At 48.1% G+C, this 17,421-nt stretch carries 22 protein-coding genes; 13 read left to right on the top strand and 9 right to left on the bottom strand.

Annotated features, from left to right (window positions below; all coding sequences use genetic code 11):
* Window positions 1-3: 3 nt before the first annotated feature.
* Window positions 4-960 carry a CAF17-like 4Fe-4S cluster assembly/insertion protein YgfZ gene (locus VC28_RS08160; RefSeq protein WP_049630209.1) on the bottom strand — a complete coding sequence of 319 codons (957 nt, stop codon included), beginning with the start codon at window positions 958-960 and terminating at the stop codon, window positions 4-6.
* A 216-nt stretch (window positions 961-1,176) separates the two neighbouring features.
* Between VC28_RS08160 and VC28_RS08155 the strand changes: the two genes are divergently transcribed.
* Together VC28_RS08155 and VC28_RS08150 are read left to right on the top strand one after the other, a co-directional pair.
* Window positions 1,177-1,431 carry an FAD assembly factor SdhE gene (locus tag VC28_RS08155; RefSeq protein WP_049630208.1) on the top strand — a complete coding sequence of 85 codons (255 nt, stop codon included), beginning with the start codon at window positions 1,177-1,179 and terminating at the stop codon, window positions 1,429-1,431.
* Between the two features lie 55 nt (window positions 1,432-1,486).
* Window positions 1,487-1,921: a protein YgfX gene (locus VC28_RS08150; RefSeq protein WP_156184301.1), complete on the top strand. Its 435-nt coding sequence runs from the start codon at window positions 1,487-1,489 to the stop codon at window positions 1,919-1,921.
* Window positions 1,922-1,939: 18 nt separating this feature from the next.
* Here the strand turns inward: VC28_RS08150 and nadB are convergent, their stop codons facing one another.
* Window positions 1,940-3,565, bottom strand: a complete 1,626-nt coding sequence (gene nadB, locus VC28_RS08145) for an L-aspartate oxidase (RefSeq protein WP_049630206.1) — start codon at window positions 3,563-3,565, stop codon at window positions 1,940-1,942.
* A 367-nt stretch (window positions 3,566-3,932) separates the two neighbouring features.
* Here nadB and rpoE point away from each other — a divergent pair, with 367 nt between their 5' ends.
* From rpoE to arfB, 5 genes are all read left to right on the top strand, one after another.
* Window positions 3,933-4,523, top strand: coding sequence for an RNA polymerase sigma factor RpoE (rpoE, locus tag VC28_RS08140; RefSeq protein ID WP_049630205.1), 591 nt, complete (start codon window positions 3,933-3,935; stop codon window positions 4,521-4,523).
* Between the two features lie 213 nt (window positions 4,524-4,736).
* Complete coding sequence (locus VC28_RS08135) at window positions 4,737-5,462, top strand: sigma-E factor negative regulatory protein (RefSeq protein WP_082191453.1); 726 nt, start codon at window positions 4,737-4,739, stop codon at window positions 5,460-5,462.
* A 76-nt stretch (window positions 5,463-5,538) separates the two neighbouring features.
* Window positions 5,539-6,588, top strand: coding sequence for a MucB/RseB C-terminal domain-containing protein (locus VC28_RS08130; protein WP_082191452.1), 1,050 nt, complete (start codon window positions 5,539-5,541; stop codon window positions 6,586-6,588).
* Between the two features lie 60 nt (window positions 6,589-6,648).
* Window positions 6,649-7,122, top strand: coding sequence for a SoxR reducing system RseC family protein (locus tag VC28_RS08125; protein WP_049630204.1), 474 nt, complete (start codon window positions 6,649-6,651; stop codon window positions 7,120-7,122).
* Window position 7,123: 1 nt separating this feature from the next.
* Window positions 7,124-7,540: an alternative ribosome rescue aminoacyl-tRNA hydrolase ArfB gene (gene arfB / locus VC28_RS08120; protein ID WP_049630203.1), complete on the top strand. Its 417-nt coding sequence runs from the start codon at window positions 7,124-7,126 to the stop codon at window positions 7,538-7,540.
* A gap of 2 nt (window positions 7,541-7,542) precedes the next feature.
* Here arfB and VC28_RS08115 read toward each other — a convergent pair whose 3' ends face one another.
* Together VC28_RS08115 and VC28_RS08110 are read right to left on the bottom strand one after the other, a co-directional pair.
* Entirely contained in the window at window positions 7,543-8,607 is a 1,065-nt protein-coding gene (locus VC28_RS08115) for an MJ1255/VC2487 family glycosyltransferase (protein ID WP_049630202.1), read from the bottom strand.
* Between the two features lie 63 nt (window positions 8,608-8,670).
* Window positions 8,671-9,213, bottom strand: coding sequence for a phosphatase PAP2 family protein (locus tag VC28_RS08110; protein WP_049630201.1), 543 nt, complete (start codon window positions 9,211-9,213; stop codon window positions 8,671-8,673).
* A gap of 142 nt (window positions 9,214-9,355) precedes the next feature.
* On the opposite strand from VC28_RS08110, the gene VC28_RS08105 reads away from it, so the two are divergent.
* From VC28_RS08105 to galK, 3 genes are all read left to right on the top strand, one after another.
* Window positions 9,356-9,727, top strand: coding sequence for a diacylglycerol kinase (locus tag VC28_RS08105; RefSeq protein WP_049630200.1), 372 nt, complete (start codon window positions 9,356-9,358; stop codon window positions 9,725-9,727).
* A 170-nt stretch (window positions 9,728-9,897) separates the two neighbouring features.
* Entirely contained in the window at window positions 9,898-10,956 is a 1,059-nt protein-coding gene (locus VC28_RS08100; RefSeq protein WP_049630199.1) for a UDP-glucose--hexose-1-phosphate uridylyltransferase, read from the top strand.
* A gap of 7 nt (window positions 10,957-10,963) precedes the next feature.
* Window positions 10,964-12,115, top strand: a complete 1,152-nt coding sequence (galK, locus tag VC28_RS08095; RefSeq protein ID WP_049630198.1) for a galactokinase — start codon at window positions 10,964-10,966, stop codon at window positions 12,113-12,115.
* 25 nt (window positions 12,116-12,140) lie between these two features.
* Here galK and VC28_RS08090 read toward each other — a convergent pair whose 3' ends face one another.
* Window positions 12,141-12,338: a hypothetical protein gene (locus tag VC28_RS08090; protein ID WP_049630197.1), complete on the bottom strand. Its 198-nt coding sequence runs from the start codon at window positions 12,336-12,338 to the stop codon at window positions 12,141-12,143.
* A 227-nt stretch (window positions 12,339-12,565) separates the two neighbouring features.
* Between VC28_RS08090 and VC28_RS08085 the strand changes: the two genes are divergently transcribed.
* From VC28_RS08085 to VC28_RS08075, 3 genes are all read left to right on the top strand, one after another.
* A complete protein-coding gene (locus VC28_RS08085) occupies window positions 12,566-12,886 on the top strand; it encodes a BolA family protein (protein ID WP_049630196.1) in 321 nt (106 codons plus the stop codon).
* Between the two features lie 138 nt (window positions 12,887-13,024).
* Complete coding sequence (locus tag VC28_RS08080) at window positions 13,025-14,038, top strand: oxygen-dependent tRNA uridine(34) hydroxylase TrhO (protein ID WP_049630195.1); 1,014 nt, start codon at window positions 13,025-13,027, stop codon at window positions 14,036-14,038.
* 65 nt (window positions 14,039-14,103) lie between these two features.
* A complete protein-coding gene (locus VC28_RS08075; RefSeq protein WP_049630194.1) occupies window positions 14,104-14,442 on the top strand; it encodes a hypothetical protein in 339 nt (112 codons plus the stop codon).
* A gap of 87 nt (window positions 14,443-14,529) precedes the next feature.
* Here the strand turns inward: VC28_RS08075 and VC28_RS08070 are convergent, their stop codons facing one another.
* The 4 genes from VC28_RS08070 to fnr all read right to left on the bottom strand — a co-directional run bounded on the left by VC28_RS08070 (window position 14,530) and on the right by fnr (window position 17,138).
* Window positions 14,530-15,048, bottom strand: a complete 519-nt coding sequence (locus VC28_RS08070; RefSeq protein ID WP_049630193.1) for a hypothetical protein — start codon at window positions 15,046-15,048, stop codon at window positions 14,530-14,532.
* 280 nt (window positions 15,049-15,328) lie between these two features.
* Entirely contained in the window at window positions 15,329-15,706 is a 378-nt protein-coding gene (locus VC28_RS08065; protein ID WP_049630192.1) for a SirB2 family protein, read from the bottom strand.
* Window positions 15,707-15,758: 52 nt separating this feature from the next.
* A complete protein-coding gene (locus VC28_RS08060; protein WP_049630191.1) occupies window positions 15,759-16,349 on the bottom strand; it encodes a DUF4202 domain-containing protein in 591 nt (196 codons plus the stop codon).
* A 30-nt stretch (window positions 16,350-16,379) separates the two neighbouring features.
* Window positions 16,380-17,138: a fumarate/nitrate reduction transcriptional regulator Fnr gene (gene fnr / locus VC28_RS08055; protein ID WP_049630190.1), complete on the bottom strand. Its 759-nt coding sequence runs from the start codon at window positions 17,136-17,138 to the stop codon at window positions 16,380-16,382.
* Window positions 17,139-17,421 lie beyond the last annotated feature (283 nt).

Genomic DNA, 17,421 nt, shown 5'->3' with positions numbered 1-17,421 from the left:
AGCCTATTCAGTTTTTTCTTCTGCTGTAGGTATAGCATAGGGAAGCGGCATCAGGCTTAATTTTTCCGGGCGGCCTTCCAGTTGTACCTCATCCAATTGTTCATCCAGAAGCGATACCAGCATTTCAAATGAATTGCCTTCTGTGGAGGCAGCCGCAACGAGATGACCACATGCTTGCTGGGTTTTTGAATTGACCAATACACTGCCTGGCGCGGGTAATGTTTGTCCGATACTGGCAAAGCGGTACATATGGCGTTTGAGTTTGCCGCGATAATGCAGGCGCGCCACAATTTCCTGGCCGGTGTAGCAGCCCTTGCGAAAATTAACCCCGCCGATTAACTGGTAATTAATCTCTTGCGGCGTAAAGAGTTCAATGGTCTCGGGAATGATGCTGGCGATACCGGCTTGTATATCGAGCAATTGCCAGGCGTTGATGTCCTGCTCGACCGTTTGTGCTGCAAACCCTTGGGTAATACGTTCGATATGTTCCGATGACATCCAGCATTCATAGCGGTTTGCTGCCAATTGGATAAGGTAGCTGCCATCTTTCTCAACCCAACCGTCGATTTCAGCGGGCAGTTTGCCAAACCATTGCGCCGCAACCTCGTCTGCGGTTTCACCATAAAGCCCCAGCAGTTGATAACGGTCGCGCGCATCCACCAGTTTGGCTTTTGAAAACACAATGTATTTACCGAGCGATACCTTTGCTTTATCCAACATTGATGTTGGAATTCGCAAAGCGATGGTTTCCGCATCCATCTGCAGCGCGCGAAAACTTAACAGGATACGGCCCTTGGGGTTGCATTGTGTGCCAAGCCGGGTGATGGGGTTGGCCAGCTCACGCACATCACAGGTGACTTGGCCTTGCAGGAATTTTCCTGCATCCGCTCCAGAGATGAGCAGCAGTTGACTGTTTTCCAGTTTTACCCGGATATTTTGGTGAGCAGCGGGGGATGTCATAACAAATAATTACCAGCAGTATGAATCATGAATAACGGATAAAAATGAATAAAAGCAAATACGAAGAGAAGATTATCGCAACGCAGTATGGTTTTTAATAGCTGTCATGTTTAAGTCCAGCATGTTGGTTACACATGTTGACCACAACAGTGGCGCGGTGAGCCTATTGCTCGTTTATAATGCCGGCCCTTACTAAAGCAAAATACAGGTACTGGTGTGGATATCAATCGTTTGTTTTGGGGTAGTCGGCGCGGCATGTTGGAGTTGGATTTGGTGTTGATGCCATTTCTGGAAAATGTGTACCCGACATTGGAACAAAGCGATAAGGAACGTTATTGGTTGTTGCTGGAAGAGCAGGATCAGGATTTGTTTGCCTGGTTCCTGCGTCGTGAAAATCCTGCCAACCCTGAACTACAACGGATTGTGGATATTATTCGTGCAAATACCGGGCTTCAGAAAAAAGACAGCTGATTCAACCGCTGATGCTGCTCATACTTCCAAACCGCTGCCGCAATTAGCGGCGGTCGTGTTTCATTCCTCCCGCTTTTTAGTGCGCTTCTATCGCTGTGCCTACAGCGCATTCGCGCTCGCGCTGCTAATGGCATTGTATCCATTTATCGTTGCGCAACCGGCGTGGTTAATTTTATTGGTAGTGCTGTGGTGGGGATTGTGGCGCGCTTATACCCGCTCGCTTGCGCAAGAGCCAACAGGTTTTTTAGCGTTTACAGGAGACAATGGCGAGGGAGGGCGCTGGATGTATGGTTCTGCAAGTGCTCATACGCCGGCATCCCTACAGCTAGCAGGCCCGGTTTTATGTTGGCCTTGGATCATCATCTTGCCGCTGCGTAATCCACAGACCGGAAAAGTAATCACACTGCCTATTTTTAGCGATGCGCTGACGGCATCAGACAATGCTTGCTTGCGCCGATGGCTGCACGCATGCCTGATACCGAAAGGTTAATCGCCTGTTACCTGTTAATTAATAGTCCTTACTAACAATCACGTCTTGCCCGGCAAAATTGGTTGGCACCAGAATAGTGTCGCGTGCAATAGGTGATTTATCGGGATAATCCAGTGAGAAATGCAAACCGCGGCTTTCTTTACGCTCGTTGGCTGAACGGATAATCAACTCTGCCACCGTTGCGAGGTTGCGCAGTTCGATCAAGTCGCTGCTGACATTGTAATTGCTGTAATACTCGGCAATTTCTTTTTGTAACAGTTTGATGCGATGCGTCGCGCGCTCCAGCCGCTTGTGGGTGCGCACAATCCCCACGTAGTCCCACATGAAGCGACGCAACTCATCCCAGTTGTGTGAGATCACAACATCTTCATCGGAATCCCTGACTCGTGAGGCATCCCATTGGGGCGATAAATCGGGTGGTTGGATATCACCAAGCTTGGCAAGGATGTGCTGCGCTGCTGACTGCGCGTACACAATGCATTCCAGCAGGGAATTACTCGCCATACGGTTGGCACCATGCAATCCGGTGAACGAGGTTTCACCAATCGCATACAAATGCTGTAAATCGGTTTGGCCATTGTTATCCACCACAATCCCGCCGCAGGTGTAGTGTGCGGCTGGAACTACAGGAATGGCCTCTTTGGTGATATCAATGCCGAACTCAAGGCAACGGGCTTTCACGGTGGGGAAGTGCTCGCTGATAAATTCTTCGGATTTATGGCTGATATCCAGATAAACACAATCGCAACCCAAGCGTTTGATCTCATGGTCAATCGCGCGTGCAACTATATCGCGCGGAGCCAGTTCTTCGCGTTCATCAAAACGCGGCATAAAACGTTCGCCGCTGGGCAGGCGCAGGTAAGCACCTTCGCCACGCAAGGCTTCGGTAATCAGAAAGTTTTTCGCGCGTGGGTGATACAGACAGGTCGGGTGGAATTGATTGAACTCCATGTTGGCGACACGGCAACCTGCGCGCCACGCCATAGCGATGCCATCTCCACTAGCGCTGTCGGGGTTGCTGCTGTAGAGGTAAACCTTGCTTGCGCCGCCTGTTGCCAATACCACCACTTTGGCTTGGAACACATGAACCGCGTCATTTTTGTTGTCGAGCACATAAGCGCCGCTACAGCGCAGTTTGCGCGAGTTGGCATCGGCCTGGGAGATCAGGTTGATCGCCACATGATGCTCAAAAATATCGATATTGGCTTGATTTTGGACGCGCTCAATCAACGTGGAATGCACGGCTTGGCCGGTTGCATCGGCGCTATGGATGATGCGTCTATGGCTGTGGCCGCCTTCTTTGGTGAGATGGTAATCACCATTATTGTGTTCTTTGGTGAAGTTGACGCCTTGGTTAATCAGCCATTGGATCGCATCTTTGCTGCGCTCGACGGTAAAACGTACGGCATCTTCATGACATAAGCCTGCGCCAGCAACCAGTGTGTCGGCGACGTGCGCATCGATAGAGTCCTGATCATCGAGTACAGCGGCAATCCCCCCCTGTGCAAACCAGGTTGACCCCAAATTAATTTCGTTTTTACTTAAGACGGCAACTTTGGCCTGTTGTGCCAGACTGAGTGCCAAGGTAAGGCCTGCGGCACCTGAACCGATGACCAAAACATCGTATTGATAGTGTTTTTTCATTCAAGGAATCCGATGAGAGGAATCTCAACCACAACGAGGCAAAAAGGGATGTGGCTTTGGTCGCAGTATACCAAGCCTCCGGTTTAATAACCCCGTATAATCGTATGATGAACTTTTTATGGCAGGTTTGGTCTATGGGCGAGCAGTTGCTAATAGGTTTACCTGATAACCTGACAATCACATATACGCGTAGCCATGCTCTTTTGGTTCAGCACTTTTGGTTCACACTATAGTTAATTACGTTAAGTAACCGAGCTGGATAAACGAGTGGGTAAAATTGATGAAACCAGTACAGCAGCCAATAAGTGGCGGTGTACTGGTATAGTTGGCCTGTAACCAATTTGGTTGGGCACTTGGGGGTTAAAGAATGACAGCGCAATTGGCGCCTGATGTTGATCAGCAACTGGTCGAGCGAGTTCAAAAAGGCGATAAACGCGCGTTTGATTTGCTAGTAATTAAATACCAGCACAAGGTATTGGCAGTAATCAGTCGTTTTATCCGTGATCATGCCGAGGCGCAAGATGTGGCGCAGGAGGCGTTTATTAAAGCGTATCGCGCGTTGCCCAACTTTCGTGGCGACAGCGCGTTTTATACCTGGATTTATCGCATTGCGATCAACACAGCCAAGAATCACATAGTGGCGCGCAACCGTCGTCCGCCAACCAGTGATGTTGAAATCGAAGATGCCGAGTTTTTTGATGGCAACGATGGCATGCATGAGCTCAATACTCCGGAGCACAATCTTCTTTGCGATGAGCTGCAGGATACGATCGCCCAGGCATTCCAGGATTTGCCGGATGATTTGCGTACAGCAGTCACCCTGCGCGAAATGGATGGCTTGAGCTATGAAGAAATTGCAGAAGTGATGGAATGTCCGGTGGGGACTGTGCGTTCGCGGATTTTCCGGGCGAGAGAGGCAATTGATAAGCGTATCAAACCCTTAGTCGAAGATTTTTAATCATGTTTCGAGCATAGGGTGCAGGGGTAATGCAAGTCCCCTGAAAAATTTGCACAATTTTTTGTAATTCTTTGAACTAATCGGCTATCGTCCAGTCATAAAAAGCAACTGAGCTGCACCTTGTTGGAGCAGTTTCCCGGCTAAATATGAATGCAATGTATTAATAATAGTTTGTACAGGCTAGCTAGTATCTTTTAAGAGGCATCAGCGAGAATGACAGAGCAAACCCAATCCCCAATGCTTGCAGAATCCTTATCAGCACTGATGGATAACCAGGCATCCGAACTGGAGATTCAACGGTTGTTGAAGGCATTGGAAACCGACCCCGAGATTAAATCCACCTGGTCGCGTTTCCAGATTGCCAGTGCAGGCCTGAAAGGGGATTTGCCCGTGATGGCATCCGCTGATTTTGCATCGCGGATCAGTGCGGCGATTGATGAAGAACCAGCATATTCTGCTACCGCCAAAACAACTCCTGCTACAAACCCAAACATTACCGAAAGCGGAAATGTTGTTGCCTTGCCTTTGCGCTGGTGGCAACAAGCGGGTCGTGTTGCAGTGGCTGCCTCGGTTGCCGGTGTACTGATTGTAGGTGTCCAGCAGTATCAATCAGTCGATCAACAATTAGCACAAATGGCTGCCAATACTCCAGCAGCAACACCCGCCCCAAGTGTTGAAACCAAAGGCGTGAATTTGCCATCAGGTATTAATGCACCTGCATTATCTGCACGTACCGTTGCAGTTCAAAGTGGCTACGAGTCGCGCCCGCAGGAAAACCGTCGGGTAATGTATGTGCCTCGCCAAGAAGCTGCGCCGGTTTACAACGAAGACATCAGCACCTATGTCAACCAGCTTATTCAGGAACATACCGATAACGCTTCCCACAACAGCGTCCAAGGTATGCTGCCGTATACCCGTGTCATTCTCATAGAAGAATAGTTTTACGCCCGGTTCGTTGCATTAACAGGTGGAGCGGTTATGCTGCTCCCTTGATCCACTCTCCATCGAGCCCAGAATGTTTACCATCGCCCGTTTCCCTTTATCTTTTTGTGCCGGTTTACGTGTTTCCTGCTGTGTTTCGCTGCTGCTTCCTGTGTTTTTTGCCTCCAGTGCCTGGGCGCAAACAGGTGTTGTAACTCCCTCCGATACTCATTCTTCCGCACAGCATGAACAGCAGTCATCGGAAAATTCTCAATCGTCTGCGGTTGCCGAGCTTTTGCAGAAAATGGCCAGTGTTCCCCATACGCTGAACTACAAAGGCTCATTTACGTATCAACACAAAGACAATCCTGCACTGCAGAGTTATCGGATCCTCCACTGGGTTGAAAACGGGGTAGAGCACGAACGCTTGCAGCAGCTCAATGGTACGGAACGCGAATTTTTACGCTCTGGCAAAGCCATAGGTTGCGAGACGCTGGGCGATCAATTACTGCAAGGTAAGGTCAGCCAGTTAGGGGCGAACATTGCGCGCCTCGACCAGCTTTACCGTTTTGAAATCCGTGGCCCTGAACGCGTTGCCGGGCGTGATGCAACCGCGTTGCTGGCATTACCGGTAGATGGTTTTCGTCATAGCCTGTTGTTAACGATTGATAACGAGACAGGTTTGGTGCTGAAGTCATGGCTGGTAGATGAATCAGCTCGCGCGCTTGAGCGCTATCAATTTATCGATCTGGAACTGAATCCCGATATCACTTCGCTGCAGCAGCAACCGGCTGCGCAAACCCAGCGCTCAACTATTTCCCAGTTATCGGAATGTAATCCTGCCCAACTAAAACAGCCTGAGCATTGGCTCATTGATTGGGTTCCATCAGGTTTTGCCTTCGTTGGGCAACGTAAGGTGCGCAATCAAATTGAGATGTTGATGTATACCGACGGTTTGACGACATTTTCGGTATTTATTGAGCCTACGGATGCTGCTATTCCCGAAGGTGTGGCGCAGCGCGGCGCAACTTTGGCAGTTATGGATTCGTTGAGTATCCAAGGAAAAAATTACCGCATCACTGTGGTGGGGGAAATACCTGTCGTCACCGCCCAAAAAATTGCGCAAAATATAAAGGGGCGTTAATCACCTTGGTTTGCGTCCGTTAACTCTTGTTGTTGGCACTTTCTTTTTTGGGTGGGGAATATGATCCTCGAAACTGGCCGTATTATGGCGATTGAACCGCACGGTGTTTGGGTGGAAACCATCCAAAAATCCGCTTGTGGTTCATGCAAGGCAGAAAAGGGTTGTGGCCAATCGCTGATAAACAAGTGGGATGGCCACACGGCGTATCTTTGGGTGTTACTGGAAGGGCGCAATCCGGCAGATTACCAGCTGGGCGATGAAATCCAGATCGGTATTCCGGAAGAGGTTGTCGCTAAAGGTGCGATGCTTGCGTATATGTTGCCGTTACTGACATTGGTGATTGCAACGGCGCTTGCCCATTACCAATTTGCCCATGAAGGTATTACCACGCTGAGTGGTTTGGCTGGATTGGTGATCGGTGGTCTTATTGTGCGTTGGTATTCCCAGCGTACGCGTCTGGATAATGAACTCCAACCAGTGTTGGTTGATGACCGCGAGCCCCTGCATATTTATCAGGCCGTTGAGCAGCATTGATATGTTGCGCGTGAACGCCTCTATTGTTATTCCCCTGAACGAAATTGAATGCACGGCCATGCGCGCACAAGGCGCGGGCGGGCAAAATGTCAACAAGGTGTCGAGTGCGATACATTTGCGGTTTGATATTCCTCGCTCATCACTCAGTGAATTCTGTAAAGCGCGCTTGTTGGCGTTAGGCGATAAGCGCATCACCAATGATGGTGTGCTCGTTATTAAAGCGCAGCGTTTCCGGACCCAGGAACAAAACCGTGAAGACGCGTTGGCGCGCTTACAGGAAATTATTCTTGAGGCAGTAAAAGTTGAAAAACTGCGCCGTGCGACCAAGCCGACATTTTCATCAAAGCAGCGTCGGATGGATGCAAAAACCCAGCGCAGCACCATCAAATCCAATCGGCAAAAAATTTCGTTCGATTAACGCTAAGTACTTTCAACCAAACGCGAATCTGCTGTCGGTTGCGCGAGTATTTCCTGCCATAATTGTTGCTGCAATCCGCTGATATCTTCACTGCCACCTTGCATCAACCAATTCACTAATGCCTTGGCAACATCTGGATAGTTGCGCGGCTGTGCTGGTGGTTTTTGCGGTAGCCACTCACGCAGTGTTGCAACATCAAAACGTTTTGTTGCTTTGCCATAACCTAATTGTTCAAGTGCGATGGCATTGGACTTTTGTTCAACTTGTCCGGCCACGGGTTGCACCAATAATTTTTTCCCCAGATGAATCGCTTCACTGGGTAATTCGAATCCCGCACTGCAAATAACACCTTCGCAGCGGTGCAAGTCCAGCTGGAAACCCTCGCGCGAAAACGGGCGTACATGAATATGTCCGTCATCGTAAGCGGCATCAACAGGCTGATAAACAAAAAAATCGTATTCCGGAAATTCGCGCAATTGCGGCATTATGTCATCGAGCCCGGCAAACGGAAGGTAGACCAGATAATGCTTGGGAGTGGACACATTAGGGTAGTGAGATGCTTCTACCAAAGGCGGTAATATCGGTTGGTTGAAATGATGCCAGTGCAAACCCACAGGTAGTGTCACGGGCGCAAAGTTATGCATAAACCAATCTACAATGAGATTGTTACCTACCTTGGGGATATTGTAAAAAAAGGCATTTTGGTGAGAGATACCGATGACTTTTTTGCCTGCGCGTTTGGCGGCCCAGGCAGATACAGGTTCAAAATCATTGATAATGAAATCATAGCCTTCGACATTCACTTTTTTAACATCCTGATAAAGCTGCGCAATATTGGATGTCATCATGGTTTTGAAAAATTGTATTTTGCCGTTTTGGGTGGCAAAGGTCATACCGCGATAAGACTGAAAATCACCAAAGACTTCCATATCAAAAAATTTATCGCGCTCCCGCCCTGAAAAAACCCAGTCAACTTGGGCACCAACGGCTGCAAATGCTTTCGCCATAATACGGGCGCGAGTCGTGTGGCCGTTACCAGTCCCCTGAACCCCATACAATATTTTCATGTGTTCTCACTTGATAAAAATTTTCGGAGTTGATGAAGTGGATTAAACATGCATTAAATAAAATCAGTGCAGTGCTACCATCAATGAATGCAAGTAAATTCCCCAGAAAGCGCAAGCGCTACCTAGTAATGCGCCTGCAACAAGATCAGTCGGGTAGTGCACGCCTAACAGCACACGGCTAATACCAATTGCGCTGGCCCAAATGAAACAAGGTATGGCAAAAACGGGATAAAAATTCAGAACCAGACAAGCAAATAAAAACGCAGCAGCGGTATGCCCGGAAGGGAAACTGAATTGGTCAGAAGGTGTAATCCACGCTTGATAGCTGGAAATTTTTACTGCAGGACGATCGCGTTTGATGAGATTCTTCAGGAGTAAATACAAGCTCACATCAAACGTGTACGCAATAATCCCGGCCCAAAAAAATGTTGCGCCCATGTAGGGCTCAAACATCAGTAATGCGAGCGCAATAATAAAATAAACCGGGCCATCGCCTGTGTGTGAAATCAGCCTGATAGAGCGACGACATTGAAACCCTTTAGTCACATGTACCCACAAGAATGCCAATGTATCCAAATGGTGGACGCGCTGTAAAAAAGTATTCATGATTCACCGCCTGTAAATGAGTTGCAGATGAAATCGTGCCAGCGGATCACTGGCGTCCATGTATTAGTAACATTCTTGTGTGACTATTTTGTGAACTTGAAAACCACTCACTATCTACAAATTTTTATCGGGAGATAAACCAATGGGTAAGCCAGGCAAAACCGGTGTGGCGCGCATCATCGATGCTTTTGGTTATTCGATGAAAGGCTTTGCCGCGGTATGGAAATATGAAGCTGCTTTTCGTCAGGAAGCGGTGCTGGCAATTATTTTGATTCCGGCTGCATTCTGGCTGGCGCAGACCCATATTGAACTCATACTATTAATTAGCAGCGTGGTTTGGGTGTTAATGGCAGAGTTGGCTAACTCGTCTGTAGAGGCGGTGGTAGATCGCACGGGATCAGAGCGCCATGAATTATCCGGGCGCGCCAAAGATATTGGTTCAGCACTGGTGTTTATCAGTTTGATGCTGTTGGCGATTGTGTGGGGAATCATCGCGTACAACCGTTTTGCTTGATCTTGCTTAATTGCAACAAGCCCCGGCAATGTGATTATTGCCGGGGTTTTTTTATGTGCAAAATAAATTTATGGATGAATCTCTTTTGACGGATTGCAGGTAATAAAGCTTTACTGTAAATTACGCATATTGTTAATTATCATATTTATATGTGCAGATAAGAATCCAACATGAAAGAGACATTTTCGGTCAATGAGCATCCTCATCGCCGCTATAACCCGCTTACGGGTGAGTGGTTGTTGATCTCGCCCCACAGAACCAAGCGCCCCTGGCAGGGGCAGCAGGAGTTGAACCAATGGCCTGAATCGGCTGCGCATGACCCTGCCTGCTATCTGTGTGCGGGGAATGCGCGCGCAGGCGGGGAGCTGAACCCTCATTACAAAACCACATTCGTATTTACCAATGACTTTGCGGCGCTGATGCCATCGGTGCCCGATGCGCCAGACACATCTGATCCTTTATTCCGGATTCAAGCCGAGCACGGCACCAGCCGCGTTATTTGTTTCTCGCCCGATCACAGCAAAACCTTGCCGCTGTTGAGCGATGAGGAAATGCAGGCAGTAATTCACACCTGGATAAATGAGGCGGCAGACTTGGGGAAAACCTACCCCAGTGTGCAAATTTTTGAGAATAAAGGTGCGGTGATGGGATGTTCCAATCCGCATCCTCATGGGCAGATTTGGGCTCAGTCGCAGCTGCCCAGCCTTGTCGCCAAAGAAGATCAACAGCAACAAGAATATCTGCATGAACAAGGTGTTTCGCTGTTGCTGGATTACGCGCGCAAAGAATCGGCTGCCAGTGAACGGGTAGTCGTGGAAAATGATGATTGGTTGGTGGTGGTGCCTTTTTGGGCGGCCTGGCCATTTGAAACCCTGTTATTGCCCAAGTGGCCTTGCGCGCGTATTACCGAGTTGGGCGATGCAGCACAACTCAGTTTGGGCAAGATTCTGCGCGATTTGACGGCGCGTTATGACAATCTGTTTGAGTGCTCATTCCCCTATTCGATGGGCTGGCACGGCGCGCCTTTTAATACTGGCTCTGCTGATACCGAATCTGTCGCACATTGGCAATTGCATGCGCATTTTTATCCGCCACTGTTGCGCAGCGCGAGTGTGCGTAAATTTATGGTCGGTTACGAGATGTTAGCCGAGCCGCAGCGCGATTTGTCCCCCGAACAAGCTGCTGCACGTTTACGTGAGCAAAGCCCTATCCATTTTCGCTTGAGGTAAGACGAGCATGACGACTCTATCCAATGCTCGTGTGAGCGAATTATTTGAACAGTATTTTGATGTCGCACCCAGTGGGTGCGTAAAGGCTCCCGGCCGTGTAAACCTGATTGGAGAACATACTGACTACAACGGTGGTTTTGTACTACCTGCGGCTATTAACTACCACACTTACATTGCGTTTGCGCCGCGCGCTGAGCGCCAGTTACGTGTAGTGGCACATAACATTAATCAACAAATTGCTTTTGTTGATTTGGATGCACAGCAGGCGCATGACCAGGATGCGCCCTGGAATAATTATATCCGCGGTGTTGTGCAGGAGCTGCGCAAAGCGGGTTTCCAACTTGCTGGTGGAGATCTTTATATTGCCGGTGATCTGCAATCGGGTGCAGGTCTGAGTAGTTCCGCATCACTGGAAATGGCTCTGATCCGCGCGCTGACCAGCTTGAGCGGTGAATCAGTAGAGCCTACGCAAGCGGCATTGATAGGCCAGGCAGCCGAGAATCATTTTGTCGGTTGTAACTGCGGCATTATGGATCAACTGATTTCAGCGCGAGGCCAAGCTAATGCGGCCCTGCTAATCGACTGTCAGGATCTTGGGGTTCGCACAGTTCCTGTACCTGCCGATTGGGAAATCCTGATTGTCCACAGTGGTGTCAAACGCGGCCTTGTGGATAGTGAGTACAACCAGCGTCGTCTGCAGTGTGAGCAGGTTGCCCGATTTTTTAACCAATCTTCCCTGCGTGGTGTGAGTTTGGATCAGCTTCTGGCTGCAGAGCAGCAATTGGATGAACTCAGCTTCCGCCGTGCGCGCCATGTACTGACTGAAAACCAGCGCACATTGGCTGCTGCAGATGCATTGGCAGCGGGTGACTTGACTGGCTTGGTAAAGGTAATGGCGGAGTCACATGCATCCATGCGCGACGACTTCAACATCACTACACCGGCGATTGATGCATTAGTGGAAATCCTGCAAAAAGCCGGTGATGGCAAAGCAGGTGCGCGTATGACAGGTGGGGGGTTTGGTGGTTGTGTTGTTGCCGTTGCGCCTGCAGCAGTAATTGCGCAGCTTATGGTGGCGGTAGAGGCGCAATATCAACAGCAGACAGGCTGCGTGCCGACATTAATCCGCGCCATCGCAAGTCCGGGTGCATTCAGTTAGCCCCGCTTCTTCATGCTTAGCCCGATCAGTGCTTGGTCGGGTTAGTTTCGCTACTGTTTAAAAACGCCTGATAATCCTCGGCGATGCTGCGCTCACTGCGGCGTTCCGTGGATTTGCGGCGTTTACGATGGTACAAATCCAATGGCATGTTTTTGCAGGGGTCGCTATCCAACCTGCGGTCATTGCCTTTGCGCCTGTCGATAAAAAACTTATGGTCGCTCATAGTCGGTGTGTCTGATAACAGTCAGGGGAGCATCATCGCCTGAATTTAAACAGCGGCGACTTGTTCCAAGTCAACACAGTGTAGATCTTTGCCGTTAAAATGCGGCATATTTTTTTGCATAGGCGGACTTTGTTGGATAGCAAAATGCTATTCCGATCAGCATGCTGCCTTATGTTACTGGTCTGGGTGACTGACCTGGTCGTTGATCTTGTGTGATGGTGCCTGCTATGAATCCTGTTGAAACGCGTATTCTCGATAAACTCCGTGTGGGCTTTCAGCCTGCACATCTCGAAGTCATCAATGAGAGCTATATGCATTCGGTGCCTCCCGGTTCCGAAACGCATTTCAAGGTTGTTCTTGTATCACCTGATTTTACCGGTAAGCGCCAGGTGCAGCGCCATCAGTCTATTTATGCCTGCCTGGCTGATGAGCTGAAAACCGGTGTTCATGCTTTGGCATTACACACCTTCAGCCCGGAAGAATGGCAATCCAATGGTCAGTTTCCTGCATCACCCCAGTGTCTTGGCGGGAGTAAACACGATCAGTAAAATTTTCTGGTTGTGCAAAAAATAAACGCCTATAATGCGCGTCCTGCGAAAAACCGGCCATCGTCAGCCCTTAATTGCCTGTAATTTAGTGCCCGTAAATTTAGTGTCTGTAAATAGAAACCCGTATAAGTGATCCCTATGAGTCAAGTTGTTGTTGCTGCCCTGTATAAGTTTGTTCGATTGCCAGATTACGAAACCCTTGCTCCTCGCTTGAAAGCACTGTGCGATGAATTGGGAATCAAAGGAACTTTGTTGCTTGCCGAAGAAGGCATTAATGGAACTGTATCCGGAACCCGTGCAGGCATTGATGGTTTGGCGGCTTTTTTGAAAGCAGATGGCCGTTTTGAAAACCTCAGTTACAAAGAGTCTTTCTATGATGAGCCGCCGTTCTATCGTATGAAGGTCAAACTGAAAAAAGAAATCGTCACTATGGGCGTGGAAGGTATAGATCCACAGGCGATTGTAGGCACCTATGTAAAACCAAAAGACTGGAATGCATTGATCAGTGATCCGGATGTCGTGGTCATCGATACTCGTAATGCCTATGAGTATGAGATAGGTACCTTTGAGCGTGCGATAGATCCTAAAACCGAAACTTTTCGTGAGTTCCCGGCTTACGTTGCCGAAAATCTTGATCCTGCCAAACACAAAAAAGTTGCGATGTTTTGTACCGGCGGTATTCGCTGTGAGAAATCTACTGCCTATTTAAAAGGGCAGGGGTTTGAAGAGGTTTACCATCTTGAAGGCGGTATCCTGAAATATCTGGAAGAGGTGCCGCAAGAAGAAAGTTTGTGGCGCGGTGAATGTTTTGTGTTTGATAACCGTGTGGCGGTCAATCATCAATTGGAAAAAGGTATTTACGATCAATGCCACGGCTGCCGTTTTCCAATCACGGAAGAAGATAAGCTTTCAGAACATTACATGCTGGGTGTTTGCTGCCCGCGTTGCTACGACAAGCTGACCCCGGAACAGATGACCCGTTTCAGTGAACGACAAAAACAAATTGAATTAGCTAAACAGCGCAATCAAGGTCACATAGGTGTACTGCCACCCGAGCGTCAATTACGTCGTGCACAAAAATTGGAGCATCGTGAGGAGCAGCGCCGTCGCTCGACCACTGCTGTAAAAGTTTCATTAACAAATGACAATTAGCTATTTTGTCACATAATTAGATTATGCTTTAATGCCGAACCTTTTAATAAAACTCAGTGGTATCTATGAATTTTGATGATTGGACAGCGGATGTAGCGAGCGGCACCGCAACTCATGCCAGCGGATTTAGCATTCGCATTGAAGGTAATCCAAAAGATCCTTCAGAAGTTTATCCTGGCAAATTCCCGGACGGGATCAGTTTTGTGGATCAAGCCCGTCTATTGCGCTCGGGTTTGGAGTTTCTGGCAAAAGCCGGTGGTAATGCGCCCAAGTCATGGCAATCAAGTCCACAACAAGATGCAAAGTCGGAAGCAATCAAAGCGCGTGAGGAGTTGGCCAAACGTTTTGCCGAGCGCCCTGACAAACCGCAGCGTTCGGTACTGTCCTTGAAAAAGAGTTCATGATAGCGCTGCGATAATGTTCAAAATCACCCATAAAAAAACCGGCTTTTGCCGGTTTTTTTATGGTGTTTTCGTATAGATCCAATCAGATTAAAGCAAACCGCGTCTTTGCAGCTCCAGATAGTGTGCATCGACTGCTTTGAATAGCTCATCAAACTTCAATGCTGCAGGGGCTGTAACCAATTCCAAACTTTCTACATCGGATTTAGGGCGCATCATAATTTTTTGTAACTCATCTGCTGTGCCGGTCATTGCAGAGATGATTTTATCGGTACTCTCTTTATCGCGGAAAATGCGGCCTTGCTCTGTCAACGTTAAATAGTTATCGCATTCTTGCAGCCAATCTTTACGTTGCAAAATAAAATTGCGGATATTCTTGGCACCGCCGCGGTGTGCGGTTGCAAGTTGTTTGTCGCGGTAGTTCTGCAAGCTCTTGCGGCCTTGCATCAAAAAATCCAATCCTGTTGATTTGCAGTATTTTGCGTTCAGGTAGCTGGCAAACTTCACGTTGTTGGCCGCTTCTGCTTTTGCGCGTTTGCATGCTTCATCACAGGCAAAGCCTAGTGGGGACAATGCTAATAAGAGAATGGTCAAAGTTATTTTTTTCATTAGGGCTCACCGATTATTAAAGTTATATAAGGCTTGTTCACTAGACTGTGATATAAATCACTTTTAAAGATACGTCAAGTATTGTAAATAAAATTGTCTTTGCATAGAGCGTTTCCTGATAAGGCACACGCAAATTGCTGGTGAATACTATAGAAGTAGCAGCGAGATAAGTGGGAAAGGGAGAAGTGTTAGGGAGCTGTGCATCAGAATCCTGGATCCTGATGCACAACCGACAAAAAGGTCGGGGGAGCGGAGAGGCAAAGAGGTGAGTTTTGCAATACTAACCAAAAAATCCCAAGGGCGTTTTGGTTACAGCAACACTGGTGATATAGGCAAATACCAGTAGTGCAACCACCCAACAGGCTTTGCGTGTAACTGGGTTCGCTGCTTTAAATGCGGCTACACCTAACGCGATATAAACAACCAAGCCGATAATTTTAGCCATCAACCATGGCTGACTACCGGGTGACATTCCCAGATGTACAGCAACAGCGATACCACTCGCCAATAAAACCAAACTAATGATATGCGGCAGAATTTTAACCCACTTTTTCGTGAGCATACTTGAGCCCATAAACAACCAGATGCCGCGAATAAAAAAGGCGAGCAACGATAAAACAACAAACGTTAAGTGCAAATGTTTAAGGGCTAGATACACAGTGTTTTCCTTTTATTAATGTTGATGAAGTAGGGTGATTAGAGAAAAGGAGTTACGCAGCCAATGCTTTACCTACCAGCCCAAGCATGCCTTCTGATAGTGGCAGTTTTAAGGCGGCAGCATGGCCCTTTTCAGACATTTTGTTCCATGTTTTGCGGATGATATCAATCAGCTTATCTTCATCGTGTTTGCGCGCAAAGTCTTCCAAATAAAACTCGATAAATACCAGACAGATAACATCTTCAAGTGCTTGCACTTCTTCGTCGCGCTTTAAGCTGCGTTTGAGTAAAAGATCTTTGACACGGGCTATGGTTATTTCATCGTAACCTTGTTCAGACATGATATCGCCCGCAATATCGCCGTGCATTTGGGCGAGGTCGAGCCGCCACTTTTTATAACCACTTCTGTCCATCGGGTAATCGCTGCGCGGAATCTTCCAACGGCAAATATGCTGGCTGCGCGCAGCGAGCTGCAGGGCTTCAGATGGGTTCTCGCAAAAGAGTACAAGCTGTGCACTCATTCGCTGTCCGTAAATCCATTCCTTCGCGACAGCATTTCCATCCACTATTTCAGTATTCGGGTCTTGTAAATTGGCAGCGTCGAATGCGGCGAGTGTTTTTTCCAAACGTGCTTGGTCGATCATAGTTGTTGCTCGTCAGTTATTGCTGAGCTATCAGCAGCTTGTATTGCCATTAGCTATGTTGCGTAATTGTTCCATGTTTACAATCTGGATTTCTTTTTTATCGACTGCAATGACCTCTTGTTTTTGCAGGCGCGTCAAAATGCGGCTAACGGTTTCGATGGTTAAACCCAAATAGTTACCAATATCAGTGCGCGACATCGGCAAGCGAAACGCATTCGCCGATAGCTGGCGGCGGCTATTACGGCTTGAAATGCTCAACAGTAGTGCAGCGATCCGTTCTTCAGCACTGCTTTTACTTAATAACGTAATGACTTGCTGGTCTTGCGTGATTTCACGGCTCATGAGTTGGAAAAAATGACGTTGCAAGTTGGGGATTTGCAAACTCAACTCTTCCATCCGTTCAAATGGAATTTCACACACAGATGATGTTTCCAATGCGATCACAGAATTGGTGTAACGATTGTCGGCAATACCATCCATGCCCACAATTTCACCCGGCAAATAAAAACCGGTCACTTGTTCTTCGCCATTGTCGCTCAAGGTAATCGCTTTAACGCAACCAGAGCGAATGGCATATACCGATCCAAAAGCATCATTTGCCCGGTATAAATAATCACCTTTTTGCAGAGGTTTACCGCGCTGGATAATGCCATCAAGCCTGTCAATATCGTCAATGTGCAAGCTGATGGGTAGGCAAATAGTGTTCAATCGGCAATTGCCGCAACTCACACGTTTGTCATGCGGGCAGTTAGCATCCTGGGGTTTAATAATCAATTGTTTGGCGGTCATGAGGGGCCTCGTGAATGTATATCCCTGCAAAACGTGAGGAAAATAGCGATAAAGCGATTGTTGCAGCTTTAGGGTAGGGGGTAAATAGGCGGTGACGGCAAGCACCATGCTAGTGATGGCAAGAGCTATCCTGGAGAGGTAAAAAGGGGCTGGAAGCCAGCCCGAAGGAGATTAACCGGAAAACCCGGTAAAAGTGAAAAGACAATAGATACGTAAATACCTATTAACTGCATATTAGTGCGCTTGGTGACAATGCGCGCGCGGCAAATTGCCGCATGCCTTG

It is taken from the genome of Cellvibrio sp. pealriver (assembly GCF_001183545.1).
Lineage (GTDB): Bacteria > Pseudomonadota > Gammaproteobacteria > Pseudomonadales > Cellvibrionaceae > Cellvibrio.
This window is presented reverse-complemented; position numbering and strand designations above follow the sequence as displayed.